This is a genomic window from Micromonospora sp. NPDC002389 (assembly GCF_040296095.1).
Classification (GTDB): domain Bacteria; phylum Actinomycetota; class Actinomycetes; order Mycobacteriales; family Micromonosporaceae; genus Micromonospora.
Genome location: NZ_JBEOWP010000005.1, coordinates 380731 through 402748, shown reverse-complemented (window position 1 = coordinate 402748; position 22018 = coordinate 380731). Strand labels below are relative to the sequence as shown.

The following is a 22018-nucleotide window of genomic DNA, read 5'->3' as shown; positions in this document are numbered from 1 at the left end:
GTGCCCGATGGGGCCGAGCCAGACCGTGCAGCGCGCGTTCGACCTGCTGCTCGACAAGGACATGTCCGGAGACTGGCGGGATTGCTGGAACCCGGCGATCGCGGCGGAACTGCCCGGCGGTGGACTGGTGACCGCATGAGCGCCCTCGTCATCGGAGGCACCGGCACCACCGGCAGCCGGATCGTCGCCCGGCTAGCCTCCATGGGTGTGCCGGCCCGGGTGGCCAGCCGCACTGCCGGCACCAGCGCCGCCGATGGCCCAGCCGTCGCCGGTCAGGAGCGGACCTACTTCGACTGGTACGCCCCACAGTCGTGGGACGCGGCACTGCACGGAGCCACCTCGGTCTACCTCGTACCGCCGATCGGTGCGCTCGACCCGGCACCGGTCATGGTGTCCTTCCTCGAACGGGCGCGCGACGCCGGTGTGCGACGGGCCGTGCTGCTCGGTTCGTCGGCGATCTCCCGGGGAGGAGAGGGCCTGGGCCGGGTCATGACGGAGATGCCCGGCCTGATCGAGACGTCGGTGGTGCTCCGCCCCTCGTGGTTCATGTCCAACGTCCTGGGTGCCCACATCCATGCGGCGACGATCCGTGAACAGGGCGAGATCGTCACGGCCACGGGGAACGGCCGGATCGCGTTCGTCGACCCGGACGACATCGCGGCGGTGGCGGTACGGGCGCTGACCGGGGAGCCGACGGTGACCGGGGAACTCGTGCTGACCGGCCCGACTGCGCTCACCTGGGACGAGGTGGCCGCGCTGCTGAGTGAGCGTCTGGGACGACCGGTCACGCATCGGGCGGTGGGCGTCCCGCAGATGGCCACCCACCTGGCCGAGCGAGGAGTACCGGTCGACTTCGCGCGCCTGCTGGCGGAGTTGGACGCGGGTATCGCCCAGGGTGCCGAGGACCGGGTGACGGACGTGGTGGAACGTCTCACCGGTCGCGAGCCGAGGGACTTCCGAGAGTTCCTGTCCGGTTATCTGCCGGAGGCGAGCGAGAGGTGCCGCTAGCAGCTCACCAGCCTTTCGATCAGCAGGTCCAGCAGTCTTTCGTGCTCGGGTGCCGGGGTCCCGCTGCGCTCAGGGTGGCCGGGAATGCCGAGGCTGCGCACCTGGCGACGTAGCTCGTCCATCCGCGGAATCCAGAACGATTTGTCGAGCGGATCGAGCACGCATGCGCCCACCGCATCGATCTCCGGCCAGCTTCCGGTCGGCCCGGGAGTGCGTGCCCGCGTCACCGACATCCTGAGTACGTGGTGGACGGCGGCGAGGGCCATCGCGTTGCCCTGTCCGTAGTCGAGACCGACGCGCCGGCCCTGCGTCGGGCTTTCCTCGCGTTCCACGACGCCCCACGCCAGCATCACTGCCAGTTCTCGGAACGCCGATCGTTCGTACATCATCTGGAGGAGTTGGTCGTTCCAGGGCTTCCGGGCCTGCCGGTCGGGTCTCGCCCGCAGGTAGTCGAAGGCGAATGCCGTCGGCACCGGGCCCGGCGGGACGATCCATGGTTGCGCACCGTCGGCAGCCGCCACCGGTGCGGGACGGTGTGGCGTGCCGGCTGGCCTGGCGACGCCTCCGGCGAGGTCCACCAGGTCGAGGACCGCGCGGTAGGGAGCCGCCACCCGGTTGTCTGGATCGAGTCGAGTGAGAGCGCGCATCGCCTCGATGTTGTCCCGCTGCGACAACTCGGTGATGTGCTGGTGGAGGTAGTGCTGGGCATCCGACCAGTCTGCCTGCCTGAGCCATCCGGTCAGTACCTCCGGCAGGGCGGGCAGGGCGGTGGTCGGCCCCGGCGTCGCGGCCATGCTGAAGATTCCCGGTGTGCCGCGAATCGACCACAGCTCGTCTGCGAATCGCTGCGCCGCGCGGCGATCGGGTTCGGTATGACCCGTGGCCGCTGGCGGGGAGAGCGTCAACGAGAGTTTCGCGTCGACCGGTACGCCTGCGGCGGTGAGTTCCTGGTGGAACCTTTCCGGTCCGTATCGGCGGGCGGCGGCGACCAGTTCTGTCGTGGCGGGGTCCAGGGTCGCGAAGGCCGAGACGTAGCTCTGGTAACGGGGCATGCCGTCGATCACGGTCCGGCGGGCAGTGTCCTCGACATGTGGCAGGTACACCCCGGCCCGGACCGACAACAGCGCAGACTGCCGGGTCTGCGCAGTTCCGGTACGACCCGGTCGACCGTCGTCGTCGGCCACCGGGTGTCCGGCGTCTGCCGGGTCTGGGTCGGGTGCTCGCACCACGTCGGGTGCTCGCACCACGACCGGTGCCTCGGCCGGTTCGGGGGGGCTGGCGGTGAGCACCACGACGTCAGGTGGTGGGGGGATCTCGGCCAGCAACCCGGCGACGCCGGCCTCGCTGAGCCTGTCCCGGGCCCACTTCAGCAACGCATACCGTGCGCGTTGCGCGCCGTTCGGCGTCGTGTCGTTCCGCAGGATGCCCCGCTGCTCTGCCAACTGGTCCAACCGGCCGAGCAGAACCTGGATGTCGCTTTCGGCGGGATCGGCCCCGGCGAGGTCCAACAGGATGTCGACCACATGGCCGAGGGTCAGGGTCTCCTGGGCGGATCCGGGACCGGCGCCCACCGGCACGACGAATTCGATACCGGGGAGGCCACGGCCGAAGGCCTGCTGGTGAAGCTGCCTGTCCTGGTCGCCGACAGGGTTGATGACACTCCGGTCGAGGCGTGGTGGCCGCGTCATCGGTTCGGTCCGTCCGAGTGTATGGACGAAACCCTGGAGTGCGAGGTCGGCACCGATGGTGACGGTCGATGCGATCTTCTGACCGAACTGCTCCACCATCCATGGTGTCGGTTGTCCTGGTGCACCGATGACGATCCGGGCGGCACCGGAATAGGCCAGCTCCTCCCGGTAGTCGGTCGGTCGGATCCAGAGGCGATCCTCAACGGTGACGACGTCCCAGCCGGTCAGGAATTGGTACCTGCCGGCGCCGATGTATGGCAGACGTAGATCTGCGATCTCGACTACACGACCGCGTAGGTTGGGATTGACGGCGTAGTACGCCGCAAAAGGAAGGAAGGTCGGGATGAGCGAGTGTGAGTGGGCGTCGAAGTGTTCGGAGAGGTCACCGGGAACGACCAGATTCGAGGGCAGCACCAGTGTTCGGTTGTCGCCGATCAGCCGGGCGAGTTCTATGGCCTGCGGTGCGTTCATCGGGCCGGACATCATCAGCTCTATGAATGCCGTGTCGGGCAGGTAGTCAAGGATCTGCGTCAACACATGAGGTGCTGCGGCCGCGTCGCCGACCTCCACCACGACGAGCCGGTCGATCTCGCTCGACATCCGCGCAGGCGGTGCGGTGTGTGAACCTGCCGGGCGTAGGAACGTCCCTGCCGGCCCCAGGTCGACCGACTCGAAGCCGTCGATCTCCCGCATCTGCGTGTGCGGTGTCATCCGCCAGTCTCGCGTCGAACCCATCTTTCGAAGTTGCTGCTGAAGATTGAACTGCGTCTGGGCTACCGAATCGTAGTAAGCGGTTCTGGTCAGCGCGTTGGCGTACTCCCATCGCGCAACCTCCCGGCCCCGCATGAGTCGACGATCCAGCCGGGGTAGCCCTCTGAGTCGTGGAATGATCGAAAAGCGTCTTCTTGTCTCCCAGAGCAGATCTCTCGCGCGCTTGACGTCGTCCCGTTGCAACCGCGCCTGGGTGTAGTGTCGGGGCCACTCCTCATGCCGATCGTCGCCCGGATCGCGGGTGTTCCACATGTGTTCCACAGCGTTGTCATTCGCCGTGTGCCGCGACAACTGCGACTTGCGGTTTTCTGCCTGAGCCTGCATCGTGACCACCTCTGCCACGAGCAGTTGTGGTAACAGTTCGACGAGGGTCGCATCGACCGACGTGACAGTAAGGTCCATCCTCCACGGCATCGGGTCGAAAATGGCCTGAGCCCGGTCTTCGCCGGTAGCGATGAACGTCGCCATCATCGGCACGTCAATCCACTGAGCAAGAAGTTCCACCAGCCGGTACCACGCCATCCGCTGCTCGTTCCAGCCTCGACTACCGTCGAGGAGCGAGTAGCGTTCGCGCACCCAGTCCTGGGCGAAGCGCCACAGTCGCGGGTCCATGGTGTCGGCGAGACGCCCCGTCGACGAGGGGGCCGGCCCCGCGCTGACTGCGGACGGGTATGGCTGGTACTTGTCGAAGACCTCGGCCGAGCCGCGATCGACGCGGGAGAGGTGCAGCACCGGACGGGGGCCGGGGTACGTCTGCACGGTCGAGCTCTGGTCGCTGTGCACGACGATGTTGACGTCCAGTGCTCTGGCGATGGCCTCGGGGAGGTGTCGGCCCAGCGCCGTCGCGTGCAGGTCGACCTGGAGCAAGCCCTCCTGCAGATGACGCGTGCTGGTCGCGGTGGCGTCGATGAGGAGGTGCACCAGCCGTACGCGGTGCGGATCCAGAGCGGTCAGTGCCCGCATGAGCTGTGCTTTGAACCGGGGAGTCGGCCGTTCGACCCGTCGGGCGAACTCCGCCCGCCACTGGCTACGTCGGTGTTCTCGTACCCGTGCTCCGCGTGCGGCCAGCACCGCCTCCCGGATGGTGTGGCCGTCCGTGTCGGGCAGCCGACGCCGTACTGCGGCCGATGCCTCGGCCTGCCACCGACCGAGTTGTTCCGGCGTCGGCTCGGGAGCGCGGAAACCGGCCAGAAGCGCGGCCAACGTGCTGAACGGCAACTCCTCGGCCAGCAGGGCGCCCCGCCCACCGCCCACGTCGGCGAACCGTGCCGGCTCGGCCGCCAACAGCCCTGCCACGAGGTCCCGCAGATGACGGGGGGTGTGGATCTCGGGGGGGAGTGGGACACCCTGCCACGCTGCGGCATCGAGGACCGCACCCAGCAACCCCCGGTGGGCCCACTGCCTCTCCCCGGCCGAGGTCGGAGCGGCAAGGAGAGGTGCGGACGTACCCGCGTGCAGTCGGTCCGCGATCTCGCGACGCAGCAGATCGGCCGCGCTCTCGCCCGCCACATCCATCCTGGGCCTTGTCCTCGACCTCAGCCAGGAGGCCACCGAACCCAGCACGGCCGCATCGTCGGCGGTGGCGCCACTGGTGGGAACGGTGTCCAGGACGCTGCGGGCCTCTGCCGCGAGGCTCGGGATCGGGCCGAGCGGCGACCCGCCGTCTCCGGCCAGATCGCCCAGCCCGACCTGCTCACGCTGGAACCGTTCGTGCCAGGCGCCGATCGTCGCGCCGCTGCGCTCCAGCTCCTCCCAGAGCCCCGCAACGCTGGCCTCTCGCAGCGCCAACTCGGTGTCCGCATCGGTGATCGGTGGTGCCCAGCGCAGGTACGCATCGGCCCGCCGCTGGACACCCCGCAAATAGTCCAGCGGAAGGCGGAGCGTCTCCAGGCTGGCGACGGCGTCTCGAGCTGCCATCTCCGGGGTCGTCCCGGCGACTGCGGCGACGAACGCGGCGGGATGCTCCGATTGGGTAGAGACCGGCCACAGGGGACCGTTGCCCATTCCCCGCACCCTTGCGGGCGGAGAGTCCGGCGACGGATACCACGAGTTGAGGTGGAACAGGGCGGCGACCTGTGTGCGTCCGGCCTGGTCCAACCCCAGGGCGGCCAGCAATGCGGTCATCTGCCCTCGCCCCGACGGATCGAGGAACCAACCGTGTACCTGCTGCGGCTCCGACCTGGTCGTGGCGAAGTTCGTGCCGACCGGATCCGCGGCGGAGTCTGGCAGGTCCGAGGCGCCGACGAAGGTGCGTGCCGTGGCGGCCAGGAGCGCCCGAACCACGAGCACTCCGCCCTGCAATCCGCCCAGGCCGGTCGCCAGGATGCCGGGATAGGTGATGCCGACCTCGACCGCGTGGGGTGTCGATCCGGCCGCACCCACCTTCGGCGGGTCGACGGGATTCAGCCACGGCAGTTCCGGTGAACCGAACAGCCGGGTCAGTGCGTCCTCGTGGGCGCGAACGAGACGGTCCAGCGCCGCCGTACGGTCGACCGACTGCCCGGTCCTCGCGGTCGGCAGCGGCGCGTGGTCTGCCGTGATCACCATCCGCTGGATGAGCACGCCGTACCGCTGCATGGCCTCGACCACGGCGCCGAGTGCTCGCCACACGGGTGGGCTGTCCACGAGTTCCGTGGCGTGGATGACGAACTGGTCCACTTCTTCCGGGTCCGGCTCGATCCTCAGCCGCGACCTGGGGCTATCCGGAGAGGTCGCGAACTGCGCCATGGCCAGCACGGACTGTGCGGCGGCCAGCGCGTCGGCGAACGGGTCCCGGCGGTCCTCGGGAGCCACCCACGTCCACGGCTCACCTGGTACGTCGTCACTCCAGATGCCGTCGACGGTGAGAGCGAACGTCCGGCCGGACCCGGGATCGCCCAGGCGGCCCAACGCGTTCGTCAGGAAGTACGGCACCGGTGGTCGGCCGGCGTCGATCCGGTGCCGGAGCCAGTCCACGGTCTGCGACGGATCGGGCCACCTCCCGCGTCTGTCCGAGGCGTTCGCCTCGAACGTCGCCGGCAGCGTGTCGCGCCACACCCGGGGCTGACCCATGCGGGCATCGACGGTGGTCGGGTCGAGGATCAGTACGTCCCACCCGTCCCGGTTCAGGAGATCCCGCAGAGCTGCGCTGTCGGGCACCTGCCACACCGCGCGATACGCCGCCCGCACCGCCTCGTCCGGCAACCTGAGCTGCCCGCTGATCAACTGTCGGAGCACATCCGAGACGGATTGATCTCCCGGCACCCGGCCGGGTACGAACACCTGACGGCCACCGGCCGCCCGCACCACCGCAGCCCGATAGGACATCCCCAGTTCCGGATCGGTCAACCGGGCCGTGACCTCGGCGGCGGCAGCCAGCCCCGCCGACGACCGGCCGGCGGGCAGGATCTCGGCCAGCAGGCCGGCGTCGGGCACCTCGTGCGTCTGCGGCAGCGTCTCCGGGATCGTCGGATCGTCCCGGACCGGACCTAAGCCCCGCGCCATCGGGTGATCCGAGGCCTTCCGCTCCGGACGGAAGATCGTCAACATCGCGGCAGCCTGGGCGCGGGTCGACTCGTCGGTGAGCAACCCCACCAGCCGCCACCCGTCGAGGCCCAGTTCGAAGGCGTCGTCCGCATGGTCGCCGGGTGGCCGGAACGTCCAGTCCCACCATTGCGGGTCGGGGAACGGTCGGCGGGCCAACTCCACCATTTCCGCGATGATCCGGAGCCCGGCCTGGGGTATGCCGGGCAACAGGAGCTCCTTCCGGGCATCCAGTCGAAGCCTGACGACGTCGTCGGAGTTCCAGGCCACCCGGACGGAGAGGCCACCGGCCTCGCGGTGGGCTCGGAGGAACCCGGCGAAGCTCGAATAGCCGTACCGCGGCGGCGGGTCTTTCCTGTTCGCGAGGCCGATCTGGCTCAACGCGTTGAGATGTGCGTAGTAGAGGTGGGCCAGCCGGAGGTAGGCGGCGGCGTCCGCGCCGTACCCCGTCCTGACCTCGACTGTTGCCTCTTCGATCGTGAACGTCAGGTCTCTGAGCGTGTCGAGCACGTCCGCAAGACCGGCCCAACCGCCCCACCCCGAGCCGAACGTGAACTGCAACGAGTACCGGCCGTCCGTGGGACGCCCGACACGCACACCGGCTATGTCCGAGAGGTTGGCGAACGCACTCTTCGCCTGCTGGGAAGCGCCGTTGAGAGACGACAGGAGGCTGATCGACATGCCGTCCGGCACGGGTGCGTCCCGAAGCAGCGGGCTCAACCATTCGTGCGGTGCGGAGTCGGGTCCCGCAGCCGCGCCCATCGCCCGGATCAGACCAGCGACGTTCTGCGGGGCGTCCTGCCGACCGGCATGGGCGGTGATCCGGCGGAACACCTCGGCGCGCTGATATGGCTCGGCGTATCGCAGGGCTGCGGCGCTGACCTCGGCGACGTCGCCTCGGGCGAGGGTCGCCGAACCGTCGTGGTTCCACACCGGCCACAGGTCCGACGTGTCGAGTCCGTACGTCTCCTCGTCGGACCGCTGCCGCCTCTGATACGCCTCGATCACCCGGCTCGGCCCGGCTGCGCCGCCACCGGCCGCCTTCGGCGGCCGACTCAGGTTGGCGTACACCGCCAGCGACTCCGCCGGGACGTCCGCCCTCGCGGCGACTTCCAACAGACCGCGGAGACCGAGCCAGCTACCGTCGTCGTTGAGTTGGTGGACAAGCTTCGGTGGAACGCTGGTCTGCGCGAACACGATGCCGTACAGGTGGTCGGTGAGCGTGTCGGTCATCTGCCGCGCCGGCCAGTCCGGGCGGCTTCGAATCGAGTCGGCGACCGCGCCCACCGCGGCGAACCTCATCGCACCGGCTTCGTCGGCGTTGTTGAGCCGTGCGAGGTCGTCCTGTGGGCCGAGGACTGCCGGATCGACACCCAGGACGGAGGCCAGCGCGAACAGTTTGTCCGACGGGACGCCCAGCCGTGACGCATGGTCTTCGATGTCGGGCACCTGCCCGATCCGGACGCTGAAACCGGTGACCCACCAGATGCTGACCCGTAGCGCGGCGGACAGTTCGTAGCGCCGGTGCAGGTCGAGGCCGAGCTGATCGGCCATCTCCGACAGGGTCGTCAGGTACTGCGCACGGTGGTGATCGGTCAGGTCGTCCCACAGGTGCTCGACGAGACTCTCAATCGGATCGGCATGCGACACGCTGGACGTCTCGTCATCCGACTCGTCCGCCATCTCGACATCCGACTCGCTGGCCGTGCCGACGTCCGAGTCGATGTCCATCGCTGAGTCCGGGGCGCCGGTGTTCGTCGCGGCAGGCAGACCCAGCACACTGGTCAGCCACCACCCGAGATCGACCTGGTCACCCGGCCAGTCGGTCGGATTCAGCCCCTGGTCGGTGAGGAACGCCAGCGGCACCTGCGCGGCCCAGAACGTGTCCGTCTCACCGAAGCTGACGGTCTTGGGCCACAGTCGTCGCAGCACGTCGTCAGCGAGCGCCGGGATCTCCTGGGGCGGGTCCTGTCGACGCGGCAACGCCGCCGCGATCGGCCCGAGCTGGACCAGCGGCACATCCCACCGTGCGGCCATGTCGAACAGCCACCTCACGCTGTCGGGATGTGCGTCCGGTGAAAGCGGCGGGACGTCGGACGCCCCTAGTCCGCCCCACCGACGGGCGTAGGTCAGGGCCGTCGGCACCGGCACCGCCAGATCACGCGCGGCATCGAGTACGGCGACATGGTCCAGCCACGGACGGTCGATCAGGTCGCTCTCGACCTCGTGGCGCGGGATGCCCACCTGTTCGGCGAGCCACTGGGCCAGCCACAGGTCCGCGTCGCGTGTTGCCGGTAGCTGCGGGCGGACCGGCGGAGGCTCGTCCTCGTCGAACCGGCGCGCCGAGTCGTCCATTGCCTGCTCCAGCAGCCCGATCCAGTCCAGACCTGCGAGACGCTGGTGATACTCCGCGACGCTGGCGTGGCCCACCCGGAACGTGCTGAACACCAGGTCGTGCAACTCGTTCGGGGTCAGCCCGTCGGCCCCTGACCCGGTGGGTAGGCGTGCCCCGACCCAGAAGGTCCACGACGGAAATGGCACCGGCTCACCGTTCGGCCCCTGCGTGAGCAGGCGAACCAGGTGTTCGACGGTCAGTCGGTCGTCCGACCGTTCGGGCGTGCGCACCGCCAGCCGGTTCAGAACCGACCGCATCGGCAGGAGATCCAGGATGTTCGTGTGCAACCGCCAGGACAGCTCCAGCGCGACCTTCGGCTCGACCCCGGCCCGATAGGCGAACCAGTCCAGGCGGTCCGGCACCCGGCCGGTCGTCGCGATCACGTCGAGCAGCTGTGCGATCTGCTCCTTCGGCAGGTGCAGTTTGTCGATCATCCGGGCCACGCGCGGCAGGTCGACCAGGGGAAGCTTGACCACCGCCTGGACCTGCTCCTCGGGCACCTCCCACCGGTCGGCCCAGCCGGCGGCCTCCCGCACGCTCCACCTCGTCGACGTCGGCATCGGCTCAGGTTCCAGATCGGCCGATTGCCGAATCGGCCGGGCGGGAGCCACTTCGGCCAGGAAACGCGTGATCTGAGGCGCCGGCACGTTGCCGACCAGCTGGTATACGAGCGAGGGCAGGTGGCCGGACGGCAGGAGGTCGCTCAACTCGGTGACCGGGAATCCGAGCCCGCCGCTCAACTCCGCATACCGCGTGACGTGCTGCAGCGACTTGAACCCGAGTTCTTCAGCGACGAGTCGGACCTGATCCACCACCCGCTCGACCAGCGTCCCGACCTCAGCGGGCCGCACACGGTCCGCCCTCATGCCGACCACCCGCGCCGCGGTCCGGACCATCTCTCGGATGGCCAACAGGCCAGCGAGATCGATCTTGCCGGCCGTCTCTAGCCGTTCGGACGGCCGCCCGCCCGGCGGATCCCCCGCTCCGTCGACGGGAGGGACGTCCGGCGCCACCGCCGGGTGCTCGCTCTCGGTGCCAGATGCGGCGATCGGCCCGAGGCCGAGCTGCCCGGCCAGCGCCTTGAGTGCCAGCAATCGCAGCTCTCTCCGCACCTTCCGCGCCGACTCGTCCGGGCCGACCGAGGCGAGGAACAGGCCCAGGTCCGCCGCCACACCGGCGATGTCGTCGCTCCGGCGACCCTGCTCGGCGGCCCAGGCCACGGACCGTCCGGCCAACCTGTCCGGAAGAGTGTGCACCAGTTCGAGCGGCACCCCCCGCTCGCTGAGCCAGCGGAACGACGGAAGGTCATCCGGACCGAGTCCGAGCCGGGCGCTGAGCTCGGCCAGATACACCACCTCGACATCGGTCGACACCCCGAACGGCCCCAACCGCTCGCGCAACCCGGTCAGCAGCTCGCCGGCCGTGGCCATCCTGGCGCCGGTGGCACGCGTCCGCACCACGGTGACCAGCTCCGCACCGACGATCCGCAGGGCGCCCGGCGGCAGACCGAGATCCTGGGCGACCGCGTACCACGCCCGTCGGACCGGCTCCACGAGATCCGCCGAGGCGCGCTCCTGCGCGTCGGTCGGGAGCGGCCCATGCCCCGCCGAGATCGCCTCGACCGTGAGATCGGTGACCTCGTCCGGGTCCGGCACGCTCTCGATCAGACGTACCCACTGTCGCGTCCTGGCCTCGTCCGGGCCCGTCACACCCAGGTCGCTGACCAGCCGGGTCCACTCGTCGCCGTGGAAGAGGTCGTCGGTCTGCGGCTGCTGACTCTCCAGCGGGTAAGGCACCGCCATCGGCTCGTACTCCGGTGGTGGCGTCTCGCGCATGAACCGGTCCGCAGTGGGCGTGTCCAGTACCAGTTCCAGTGCGCCATCGAGCCGGAAGACAAGCGGCGGCAGGCCACGTACTTCTGCCGGCTCCACCTGTACCAGCAGTCCGACACGCACCCGTTGATAGACGACGTCGTCTCTGCTGAGCGTGCCCAGGGGCATCGCGTCGATCATCGCCATCCGGAACCTGAGCGGGCCCGCCGCAGCGCCGTGGGGGCGCAGGGCAACCGTGACCAATCCTGACAGCCCTGGCCCGGACAACACCTGGTGTAGCGTGTCGGCCCACATCAACTGCCGTTCCGCCGCTCGCCAGTGGCCCGCCTCGATCTCCGTGACGACTGCGTCGTGCAGTGTCCGTACCGACACGGGATCGGTGGCGGCCACCCGCGCCCGGCCCCGCCGCAGCGCCTCCGGTGAAAGATCCAGCACGGCGAGCTGAAGCCGGTCCACTGTCGCGGCCAACTTCTCCTTCGCACCGACCAGTTCGGCCGCGCGCCGCGCCACCCGCAACCGCGGCCCGGACAACACCTCGTCCGACACCAGCGCCTGCAACTGCACCAGCGCCGCGCGGACCACCGGCAGGTCAACCGTCGGCGCATGCCCGGGGTGCTCCCACCGCACCGTCACCAGGAACGGGGCGGCATACCACTGCGCGGACTCCGCTGCGCCCACATGCCGGTACGCGTCGGCCGGCTCCGCGCGTACCACCAGCCGAATCCCCCGGTCGTCCGGTCGGCTCCCGCGCGCCGGCTGCAGCACCACCCCGCTGTCGAACAGACCGGATGCACGCCATCTCGTCAGTTGCTCCGCACTCAACAGGTCACGCAGCACGACGCGTGGGCCGGTGACCGCAGTATCGAAGGTCATCGCCTCCCAGTGGGCGTCCTGCAGATGCGGCGCGTGACCCCTCACCAGATTCTCGGCCAACACCTCTACCCGGTCCGGCGGGGTGTCGTCGGTCTCGGACGACGTGTCGACGTCCATACGGTCCGACGCCGCATCGTCGGCGGCGTTCTCGGCATCGGGCGCCGAGATGAAGGCCACCTCCTCGACGAGCAGTGGGAACTCACCCGGCACCAGCACGGCTGGTGGCCCTGGGCCGACCGCTACCGGGACCTCGGCGGGAGTGGGCGGACTGGCGTCGAGTTCCAGATGTTCGTCCCGATAAGCGGCGGTGCTGCCCGGCGGCGGTTCCGGGTCGAAAGTTCCCATCGGGCTGCCGACCAGCAGGTCGTCCGGAATGGCTGCGGCGCGGATCGCCTCTTCGGTAAGGCCGTCGACCCCCACGGTGATGGCCGCTTGGTGTGCGAGCCACAGCAGGTAGTGCCGGGCGGCCTGATCCTGAGTGGCGGTGTCCGACGCGTCGGGCCGGGGCAGGAGCAGCCGCTCGAACAGCGCGGTCAACCGGCTGGACAGAAAGTCTGGACCTGCCTCCTCTGTCAACTCTCCTGAATCGGGGCCGGCCAGGACCAGGAGCGCAGCGAGTAGGTCGTACACGTCGAACTCGGCAGGGTGACCCGCCGGCACGACGTCCACTGCCGAATGGCTGAAATCCTGTGGGTCGATGTCACCGAACACCCATCGCAGCTCGAATTCACCGATGCCGGCCAGCAGGAGTGACATGGGATCAGGTGGGCCATCCGGCCCGCCGGGCTGACTGCTGGTGCCGGGGAGTGCGACCGAAACGCCCGGGGGATACTGCGGCCAGCCCTCGATCAGCACCACGCTTGCAATGGTCGGATCGAACACCGGTTGCGGGAAGGTGACCATGATCTTGTCACTGCCGTCCGGCCGGCTCAACCACACCGTCGTCCTGTCGAACCAGTAGACGGCCGGACCAGGACTGCGGTTCTTCAGCCGTACGCTGTGCCCGTCCACGAGCAGATAACCGTTGCTCGTCACGGTGGCGACGCCGGCGATCGCTTGCTGACTTCGAGGCTGTGGCCAGCCGTCTTTCACCTCCGGCTCGCTGCGGGCCGGGTCGAAGACGGCTCGCGGGTAGGTGACCATGAACTCTTCGCCGCCGTCCTGCCGGCGTACCCACACGGTCGTCGTGTCTACCCAGAAATCGACCTTGCCCTGGTACTTCTTCCCGGCACGGACGTGACGACCGAAGACCCTCAGGTCGCCGGTGCCCGTCACGGTGCCGTTTCCGGTGACCGCCTGCTCGCTCCGAGGTCGCAGCCAGCGATCCTCCACCACCACCACCACCGCCGACGGCTCCGCAGCGGTCGGGTCGAAGACGGGTCGCGGGTAGGTGACCATGAATTCGCCGCCGCCATCCTGCCGGCGCGCCCACACGGTCGTCGCGTCGTACCAGTAGTCGACCCGAGCATGGCTGTGCATGCTGCCGAGGAGCACGCCATGATTGTCGACACTCAGCCTGCCGTTGGGCTTCACGATGCCGGTGCCCGACACCGCCCGGCCGCTCGGCGGCTGTGTCCAGCTGTGGCTCATCTCCGGCGAGCCGTGAGTCGGGTCGAGGACCGGTCGCGGGTAAATGACCATCACCTCGCCGCCGCCGTCCTGCCGGCGCGCCCATACCGTTGTCGTGGTGAACCAGTAGTCGACCTTGCTGCGGCGGTGCTTCCTGCCCAGATAGACCTGACGCACGCCGAAACTAAGATCGCCGCTGTTCGTCACGGTGCCGGTGCCGGTGCCGGTGGGCACCTCTTCCGCCGGGGATTGCGGCCGTGCGATCCCCGGCATCGGCTCCTCGGCCGGTCTTACCAGATCGGCCGGATTCACCGTCTGGACCGTTCCCGCCGTCGCGGCCGAGTCCGTCGCGGCGCCTGGGGCGCCCAACCACATTTGTTCCCAGTACGCCTCCGACTCGGGATCCGCGCCGGGGGACCGAGACGGCCGGGACGTAGCGTGCGTTGGAATGTCAACCGCGTCGCGCAGCAGGGCGTTCAGGAAAGTCGCCCGTCCGTCCGGGCCGAACACCACCATATGGGTAGCGGGCTCGCGGAGCGCTGCCGACACCCAGCCCTGGCCCACAGGCACGACGACCGGCCCCGCTCCACCACCCGGAGCGTGCGAAGCCCCGAACCACCACACGACTTCGTCGTGCGCGACCAACCAGCCCAGCCCACCCGCACCCGCACCGTGCCGCAACCGCACCAGCGCGGACGAGTCGGGGACCCGCAACAGGCCGTCGAGCAGCGCGTGGACATCCGCCGTCGGCGCCGGTTCGCCACCTGTCACCGACAACACGTCGGTCGCCGACGCCGGCATCACCTTGCGCCTCAGCGCCGCTTCGTCCACCCCCGGCGGCAGTCCGTGCCGCACCAGACGGAACGCCATCGCGACGGCCGCCGACGGCGCCGCGACCCGCAACCGTTGCTGCGACTCCACCAACCGGCCGGCCAACGTCTCGATCCGGGCCCAGGGCGGTCCGGTCCGGTCCGACGCGATCTCGATCGCCGCACCCATCGCCTCCCGCGCCGCGACGTGCGACCACGGCAGTCCTCGTACCGCCACGGCGTCGTCCCACGAGGTCTCCCGGCCCTGCGGGTCCACCGGCACCAGCCGCGCCGAGCGCGCCGACCCGACCGGTACCTGCACCTGCATCCGGTACAGATCCGCGAGTTTCTCGATCGCCGTCGCGTCGTCCACCAGGGGGCGCCCGTCGACCGCCCAGCGCTCGACCTCCCACGGCACCAGCACCAACTGGTCGGAGAACGGCTGCCCGTGGAGGAAGTCCGCGCCGACCGCCGAACGGGGCTTCTCCTCCGCCAGGAAGACCAGGGCCGCGTCGACCGGCCGCACCGCGGCGAGCGTGGCCGCCAACGCCGCCGAATGCCCGGTCTGCGTCAGCTCACCGGTGAGTACCAGCCGGCCCGCCACCACGAGAATCTCCCGGCATCGATGAGCGACCGGCACACCATCACCCCCCGGTCGTTTCTCCGGCACCGCCAGCCTGGGATGGTTTCTGCTGCTTGGTGCTCTGAGCCGGCCTCCGTGCCCAGGACATCCCCGCCGCACGGTGGCACGACTCGCCGTATCGCCGGTAGTCCCTTTATGTCCGCACCGGGCGTCCTCACCGTCCGGTGCGGCCGGTGTCCCTGGAACTGGTGACTGTGCCGGTCCCGTACCGGCAGGGCAGGCTGGGACGGGACCGCCGTCCGGACGGCCAGGGGGCCGAGCGGCATCGACCGGGAGGGCCTATGAAGCTAGTCGACATCACTCCGCAGATGCTGCTGGACGGGTCACAGTCCTGCACCGACACGGCTGCGCAGCTACAGGTGCGGCTCGCGACACTGCGGCGGGACGTGGACGAACTGGCGTCGTACTGGTTGGGGCCGGGTTCCAAGGCCTACAAGGCCACCATGGACGAGTACGACTCCTGCGGCCGGATGCTCAACGATGCCCTGAACGGGATCTCCAGGGGCCTGCAGCGCAACGCCGCGAACTATTCCACGGCCGACGAGGCGACGGTGCGGACCATGCCCGAGATCAACGGCATCCCGGCGGCCCGCCTCGGGCCCGAGCCCGGCGCATGATCATGATCGGCAGCCCGTCCCGAGAAGAGGAGTGTCCGTGACCGACAGTATGGGTAGCCGCATCCGGGTCCCCCCGGAGCTGGAGTTCGCCGGCGCCAGGCTCAAGAGCACCGCCGACGAGCTGGTCGACATGCTTGCCACGCTGAAGGCCAAGCTGGTGCCGCTGGAGGAGAGCTGGGTCGGCGAGGCCCGCGAGGAGTACGTCGGACTCCAGGGGCAGTGGAACGCCGGCGCGAACGGTCTGTTCGGTGTGGACGGTGCGCTCGGCGACATCGCCAACGCCGCCAACCTCGCCTGGAACAACTACTCGGAAGCGGAGTTCTCGAACCTGCGCACCTGGCGGGGCTGACGATCACCGCAGGCCGGGGGTCTTGAACAACCGAGACCTCCGGCTCGTAGTATTCGGCATGATCCGTGATCAGCGAGGCCGTACCTCCGACGTGCAGTCGCCGCCGGAACCGGCCGGACCGGGTGCCGAGTCGAACCCGGAGTCACTCGCGGACAGCAGCCGGTTCCGCAAGCTCGGCTCGGCCCTGAACTGGGTCGGTGACCGGGTGGCCGTGGTCGGTGCCGATCCGGCGGGCGTGCTCACCGCGGCGGCGACCGGGCTGGTGGCGGAGCCCGACGTCGTGACGGTCATCGGACCGCTTGACAGCGCCGAGGACTGGTCGTTCGTCGAGACGGTGCTGCCGATCGCGGTGCCGCCCGGTGGCCGGGGCCGCATCGCGGTGGCGGGGGCGGCCGGTCGTGGACCGGTCGGTCGGTTGGCTCGCGAGCTGACCGCGACGCTCGACGTGCCCCGTGCCGAGGTGCTGCTGGTACCCGGTGGGTCGCTGTTCGCAGTGGACGGATGGGTACGACACACCCCGGACGGCGTCGCCTCCCCGGCCGGTCATCGCAGCCCGCAGCCGTCCTGGGAGGACGACGTCGACGAGCTGTGCGCCGCGACGTACCCGGGTGAGCTGGTGCTGCTGCCCGTACCGGCTGGTATGTGGCTGTTCCGTCGGCTGCCGGGTACGCCGATGCCGGATTACGACGATCCGGCGTACGGGGTACCGATGGACGCTGACCGGCCGGTGCTGCTGGTCGGGCGGCCCGGACAACCGGAGCCGGAGGCGGACGCCGTCGTGGAGTTCCTCGACCGGCTCCCGTCGCCGCTGCGGCAGCAACTCGTGCTGGCCTCCTACGGGGCGGTGACCACGGCGGCCACGGCGGCGACGAGCCTGGCCCGCGAGTCGGGTGCCCCGGTCCAGGTGCACACCGGCCTGCCGTCGCTCACGCCCGACGGTCGACCGACCAGCCTCGCCGTCGACCACTCGGGAGCCACCTGGGAACCGGTCGCGACCGTCCTCAGCTTCCCGCCCGAGGGTCCGGCCCGGCCCGTCGGACCGGTACGCGGACTCGACGGCTACCCGGAGCTGGCGGAGAACGTCTTCCGGCTCGCCGAACGGTGGGTGGCCGAGGTGACGCAGTCCGGTCTGTGGGTCCGGCCACCCGAGCAGGAGCACGGCGCACGCCTGGTGCGGTCGCATCCGTGGACCTCGGGCAAGGTGCGGATCTTCGTCGGCGTACCCGGCAAGGCGCCTCGATACCACGTGTTGCCGGTGCTCGGCGCGCTGCTGGCCCGGATGCCCGCCGAGACCCGTCAGCGGGTGGAACTGTCACCGGCCCGGTTCGCGGTGGCGGCCGGCGACGACGCGCTGCCGACGTCGGACCCGGAGCCGGGCGCGCCGACGGCCCCGATGGTGCAACACGCCGTCGTGCTGCGCGCCCCTGGTGCAGGCGGCACGAGTCCGGTCGCACCGAGGGCGTCGGCCGCGCCAGCCGCCGTCCCGGTCAGGCCAGCCGCCGTCCCGGTCACGCCGGCCGCCGCCCCGGTCACGCCGGTCGCCGTCCCGGTGACGCCGAGGCCCGAGCAGGTCACGACGGCCGGTCAGCGGACGCCTGGGAGCGGGCGGGCGACCAAGGCGGGATCTGCGTCGGACGAGACGACCGCCGCACTCGCGGGCGAGCGGGCCGGCGGAGACGCCGCGACCGGGCCGGACCCGGTGGCCGAGCCGACGGTGCAGTATCCGATCCGTCCGGTGGCGCGGCACGAGGCCGTCCGTCCGGTCCGCCGCGACGCGCCGGGCCCGAAGCAGAGTGCGCAGGCCGAGCGCCCACCGCGTACCGAGGTGGCAGCGCCACCGGCCGGTCCGGACGACGAGCGGCGACACCCGTCCGGGTCGGGTCCGGTCGGGCCGGACGCGCGGCGTCGGCGCAGGCCCCGGTTGTCGGCCCAGATCCTGACCGCCGTGGCGGTCCTGACGGTGGCGGTCGCCAGCGGGTACGTGCTGAACCCGAACGGGCAACCGTCCGGTGCCGACACGCCGCCGGGGTACGCCGTACCGCCGCCGCCGGGTCTGCCGGAGTTCCCCGCCGGAACGCCGGTCGCCTCCGACCCTTCCGGCACCCCGGCCGACGATCCGTCCACCTCGGTCAGTCCCGCCTCGGGCAGCAGTGGCCAGACCAGTGCGGCCCCCGGCCCGAGCTTTCCCGGGCAGAGCCCAGCGTCATCGGGCGGCACCGACCGGGTGCCCGCACCGGTGGCCCCGCCCCGGCCCACCGGGTCTCCGTCGTCCGCTCCGAGTGCCAGCCCCCAGCCGGCGGCGTCGTCGGCGATGCCCGGTCGGGTGAACAGCTCGGGACGGAACCTGGCACTCTCCGGGACTGCCAGCGCGTCGAGCTTCGAGACCATCTATCGCCCGTCGAGCGCGATCGACGGGGACCGGGAGTCCCGGTGGGGCAGTGCGTTCACCCCGGACACCCAGTGGCTCGCCGTCGACCTGGGCGAACTCTGGCAGGTCACCGAGGTTCGGCTGCGGTGGGAGCGGGCCTACGCGACCGCGTACCGGGTCGAGGTGTCCGCCGACGGCGGGACGTGGCGGACGGTCTACCAGACCGGTAGCGGCGCGGGCGGGACCGTCGACATCGCCGTCACCCGCACTCCGGTCCGGTACGTACGCATGGTCGGCACGGCCAAGGCGATGCCCGGGTACGGGTACTCGATCCACGAGTTCGAGGTGCGCTGAGGCCGGCGGCTCACCGGTTGTTGTTGGTGAGGTTCTTGGTGTTCTGCTCTTCGACGTCGGTGTACATCGCGTGGGTGTGCTTCATCCGCCGGATCGCCTCGTTGAGGACGTCGCGCATCTGCCCGCTCAGACCGTCGACCTGATCGAGCAACAGCGCGAAGTTCTTGCCGGCGGGGCTCATCCAGTAGTCGCGCAGCGTGCGGAACTCCTTGTTGATCTCGTTCAGTTTGCCTTCCAGCGCGTCCCGTTCCGTGGCGACCTTCTTGGCGGCATCGGCCAGCTTGTCGAGCTCGACGGCGAAGGTGAACTGGGTGCCGTCCGGGTTGATCTGGCTGATCGGCGTACCGTCCGCGTTGGTGATCACGGTGATCGAGGGCTTGCCGTTGTCGGTGTACGCCCACTTGATGTCGCTGCCGCTGGTGCCGTACTCGATGGTGACCGTCTTGGTGCCCTGGGTGCCGAACGTCGGCCGACCCTCCGAGTCGAAGGTGGTGAACGTCCAGCCGTTCTGCTCCATGCTGGTGACCGCACCGTCGGAGTTCCGGAAGATGGTCGTGCCACCGGAATAGGTCCACTGGAAACCGCCGCCGGCCGTCGGCGTGATGGTCACCGTCTCCCGGGTCTCCGAGTTGACGCCGGACGTCGGCGCCCCGTCCGTGTACGTGATGACCCATCCGTCGCCACGGTCCTCGGTGAGGATCTGACCTTCCGAGTCGTACGTCACGACGCTTTCGTCGTCGTACGTGTAGACGGTGTTGCCGTCCCGGTAGCTGATGGTGGCGGTGACGCCGGGCCGGTCCTCGGTGGCGGGGATGTCGACATAGTGGGGGCGGTTGTCGGCGTCGAACTGGCTGTAGGTGGTGCCGTCGGCACGTTCCTCGGTCAGGATCTTGCCGCCGGAGTTGTACGTGATGACGGTGTCGTCGGCGTAGGTGTAGAGGGTGTTGCCGCCCTGGTAGGTGATGTCGGCGCTGGTGGCGGGGCGGCCTTCGGTGGCGGGGACGTCGATGTGGCCGGGGCGGTTGTCGGCGTCGAACTGGCTGTAGGTGGTGCCGTCGGGGCGTTGCTCGCTGAGAATCTTGCCGCCGGAGCCATAGGTGATGACGGTGTCGTCGGCGTACGTGTAGAGGGTGTTGCCGCCCTGGTAGGTGATGTCGGCGCTGGTGGCGGGTCGTTCTGCGGTGGCGGGGATGTCGATGTGGCCGGGGCGGTTGTCGGCGTCGAAGTCGCTGTAGGTGGTGCCGTCCGGGCGTTGTTCGCTGACGATCTTGTTCTGGGCGTTGTACGTGACGACGGTGTCGTCGGCGTAGGTGTAGACGGTGTTGCCGTCCTGATAGCTGATCTCGGCGCTGGTGGCGGGACGGCCCTCGGTGGCGGGGACGTCGATGTGGCCGGGGCGGTTGTCGGCGTCGAAGTCGCTGTACGTCGTGCCGTCGGGGCGTTGCTCTTTGAGCATCTTGCCGTCGGCGTTGTAGGTGATGACGGTGTCGTCGGCGTACGTGTAGACGGTGTTGCCGCCCTGGTAACTGATCTCGGCACTGGTCGCCGGTTGGCCGCTGCGGGCCGGGATCTCGACGTACTGCGGCTGGTCGTTGGCGTTGAAGTCGGTGTAGAGGGTGCCGTCGGGCAGCCGCTGGCTGACCAGGTCCTGACTGTGGCTGTCGAAGGTGAGCACCGACTTGTCGGCGTACCGGAAGATCGTCAGGTTGTCCTGGTAGCCGATGTGCGCGTACGTCGCCGCCTGCCCGTCCGACGGCGGGATCTCCACGTACCGGGCACGTCCCGCGTCGTCGAACGAGCTGTAGACCCGCCCGTCCGGCATCACCTGCTGGACCGGCTGACCGTCGGCGTCGTACGTCACCACGGAGCCGTCGCTCTGCCGCTCGAACGTGTGTCCCTTGGTCGGCGGGGCGTCCGGCCCTGCCATCAGGAGGATTCCTCTGGGCCGCCGACCCGGGGGAGGGACTCGGGTGCCGTCGGCACCGTCTCGCCGAACGACTGCTTGTCGGCCTCGGCGTAGAACTGGGCGGCGTTGTTGACCCGGACGACGTACTGCGCCACCGCCTGGATCGAGCCGCCGACCGCCTTGAGCAGCGAGAGTTGGGTGTCCACGAGCATCTGCGTCTGATCCGGATTGGGGTCCTCGACCGGCGGGAGGTCCTCGCCCTTGACCGTGTGTCGCGAGATGTGGCTACCACCGTCGTGGCTTCTGATCACGCGGTCGTTCTGTACGCCGCCCTCGTTCTCGGCGTAGAAGATCCAGCCACCCTTGCTGAGCACGTCCGCCTTGAACGACTCGAACTCGTCGACCTGGGTGTTGAGTTCATTCAGCATGTAGTTCTGCGCCCCGCGAAGGTCGGCGGGCGTGACCCCGAACGCCCGGACGTCCGGCTCGACGAGTTCCTTCGTTTCGTCGCCCGCGTCCTTTGGCGGGTTGAACAGGTTGTCGCCGGTGACCGATCGCGCCGTGCGCTCTTCCATGTGCAGTTCGGGTACGTGTTTAATCGACGCCTGTACGTAGGTGTCCAGCTCAGGGTCGGCCATCTTAGACATGTACCACGCCAGCCCTCGCGGACGGATGTCCCTCTTCGGGGGACGCCCACCGTCACCAACATTGAGATGGTCCGGTTGAGCTGGGCCGATGCTAGCGTCTCCGGCACGGAACCGATTGGTGCGCGGGCGGGGGGCTGAGCAATGGGGAGCGGTGCGCCCGCACACTACGACGACGGCCAGAGCATCAATGTCGACCCGCAGGGCATGTGGACGATCGGGTCGGAGCGAGTCGTCAAGCTCATGGGCGATGTCGTCGACTCGTGGGAGCGAATCGGTAACACCTGGAAGAACCTCGAACTCAGTTGGGCCGGCGAGACCGCCGAGGAGGTCCAGCAGTTCAACTATCGGTTGCAGAAATTGCAGTGGGATCTGTTCGGATCGCAGGAACAGGAAACGTACGGGCTGATTTCGCAGGTGTGCGGAATCGCGGCGAGTGCGGCGTCGAACTACGGCGAGGCCGAGAAGACGGTCATCAAGATGTTCGACGAGTTCACCGCCGCCATCCCCGCCGAGGACCTGCCGCCCGAGGACGACGGCGAGGGCGACGGTGGCACCCCTCCACCCGTCGATCTCGGGGATGCCTACAACACGACCGAGTCGCCGGTGCACACCCTCTACCCCAACAATCCCGACGCGAACAAACCACCGCCGCCGGATAACGAGTGAC

The 22018-nt window shown here is 69.5% G+C and carries 9 protein-coding genes; 6 read left to right on the top strand and 3 right to left on the bottom strand.

Going from position 1 to position 22018, the window contains the following annotated elements:
• Positions 1-7: 7 nt before the first annotated feature.
• Positions 8-139, top strand: a complete 132-nt coding sequence (locus ABT008_RS12555; protein ID WP_350696032.1) for a hypothetical protein — start codon at positions 8-10, stop codon at positions 137-139.
• The gene (locus ABT008_RS12550; protein WP_350696031.1) at positions 136-1008 is read left to right on the top strand and encodes a Rossmann-fold NAD(P)-binding domain-containing protein; all 873 of its coding nucleotides are present in this window, start codon (positions 136-138) and stop codon (positions 1006-1008) included. Before ABT008_RS12555 ends, ABT008_RS12550 begins: the two co-directional genes overlap by 4 nt.
• On the opposite strand, the gene ABT008_RS12545 is transcribed toward ABT008_RS12550, so the two are convergent.
• Positions 1005-15071, bottom strand: coding sequence for a hypothetical protein (locus ABT008_RS12545; protein WP_350696029.1), 14067 nt, complete (start codon positions 15069-15071; stop codon positions 1005-1007). The genes ABT008_RS12550 and ABT008_RS12545 overlap by 4 nt on opposite strands.
• A gap of 320 nt (positions 15072-15391) precedes the next feature.
• Here ABT008_RS12545 and ABT008_RS12540 point away from each other — a divergent pair, with 320 nt between their 5' ends.
• The 3 genes from ABT008_RS12540 to ABT008_RS12530 are packed head-to-tail and all read left to right on the top strand — an operon-like array spanning position 15392 to position 18798.
• Positions 15392-15727 (top strand): WXG100 family type VII secretion target, encoded by a 336-nt coding sequence (locus ABT008_RS12540; RefSeq protein ID WP_350696027.1) that lies wholly within the window; start codon positions 15392-15394, stop codon positions 15725-15727.
• 37 nt (positions 15728-15764) lie between these two features.
• Positions 15765-16076: a WXG100 family type VII secretion target gene (locus ABT008_RS12535; RefSeq protein WP_131051369.1), complete on the top strand. Its 312-nt coding sequence runs from the start codon at positions 15765-15767 to the stop codon at positions 16074-16076.
• Between the two features lie 58 nt (positions 16077-16134).
• Positions 16135-18798: a discoidin domain-containing protein gene (locus ABT008_RS12530; RefSeq protein WP_350696025.1), complete on the top strand. Its 2664-nt coding sequence runs from the start codon at positions 16135-16137 to the stop codon at positions 18796-18798.
• A 10-nt stretch (positions 18799-18808) separates the two neighbouring features.
• Here the strand turns inward: ABT008_RS12530 and ABT008_RS12525 are convergent, their stop codons facing one another.
• Together ABT008_RS12525 and ABT008_RS12520 are read right to left on the bottom strand one after the other, a co-directional pair.
• Positions 18809-20725: a WXG100 family type VII secretion target gene (locus tag ABT008_RS12525; RefSeq protein ID WP_350696023.1), complete on the bottom strand. Its 1917-nt coding sequence runs from the start codon at positions 20723-20725 to the stop codon at positions 18809-18811.
• On the bottom strand, positions 20725-21342 hold the full coding sequence (locus ABT008_RS12520) for a hypothetical protein (protein WP_350696021.1): 618 nt from the start codon (positions 21340-21342) through the stop codon (positions 20725-20727). The genes ABT008_RS12525 and ABT008_RS12520 overlap by 1 nt, the downstream gene beginning before the upstream one ends.
• Positions 21343-21492: 150 nt before the next feature.
• On the opposite strand from ABT008_RS12520, the gene ABT008_RS12515 reads away from it, so the two are divergent.
• Complete coding sequence (locus tag ABT008_RS12515; protein ID WP_350696020.1) at positions 21493-22017, top strand: hypothetical protein; 525 nt, start codon at positions 21493-21495, stop codon at positions 22015-22017.
• The last annotated feature ends 1 nt before the right edge of the window (position 22018 follow it).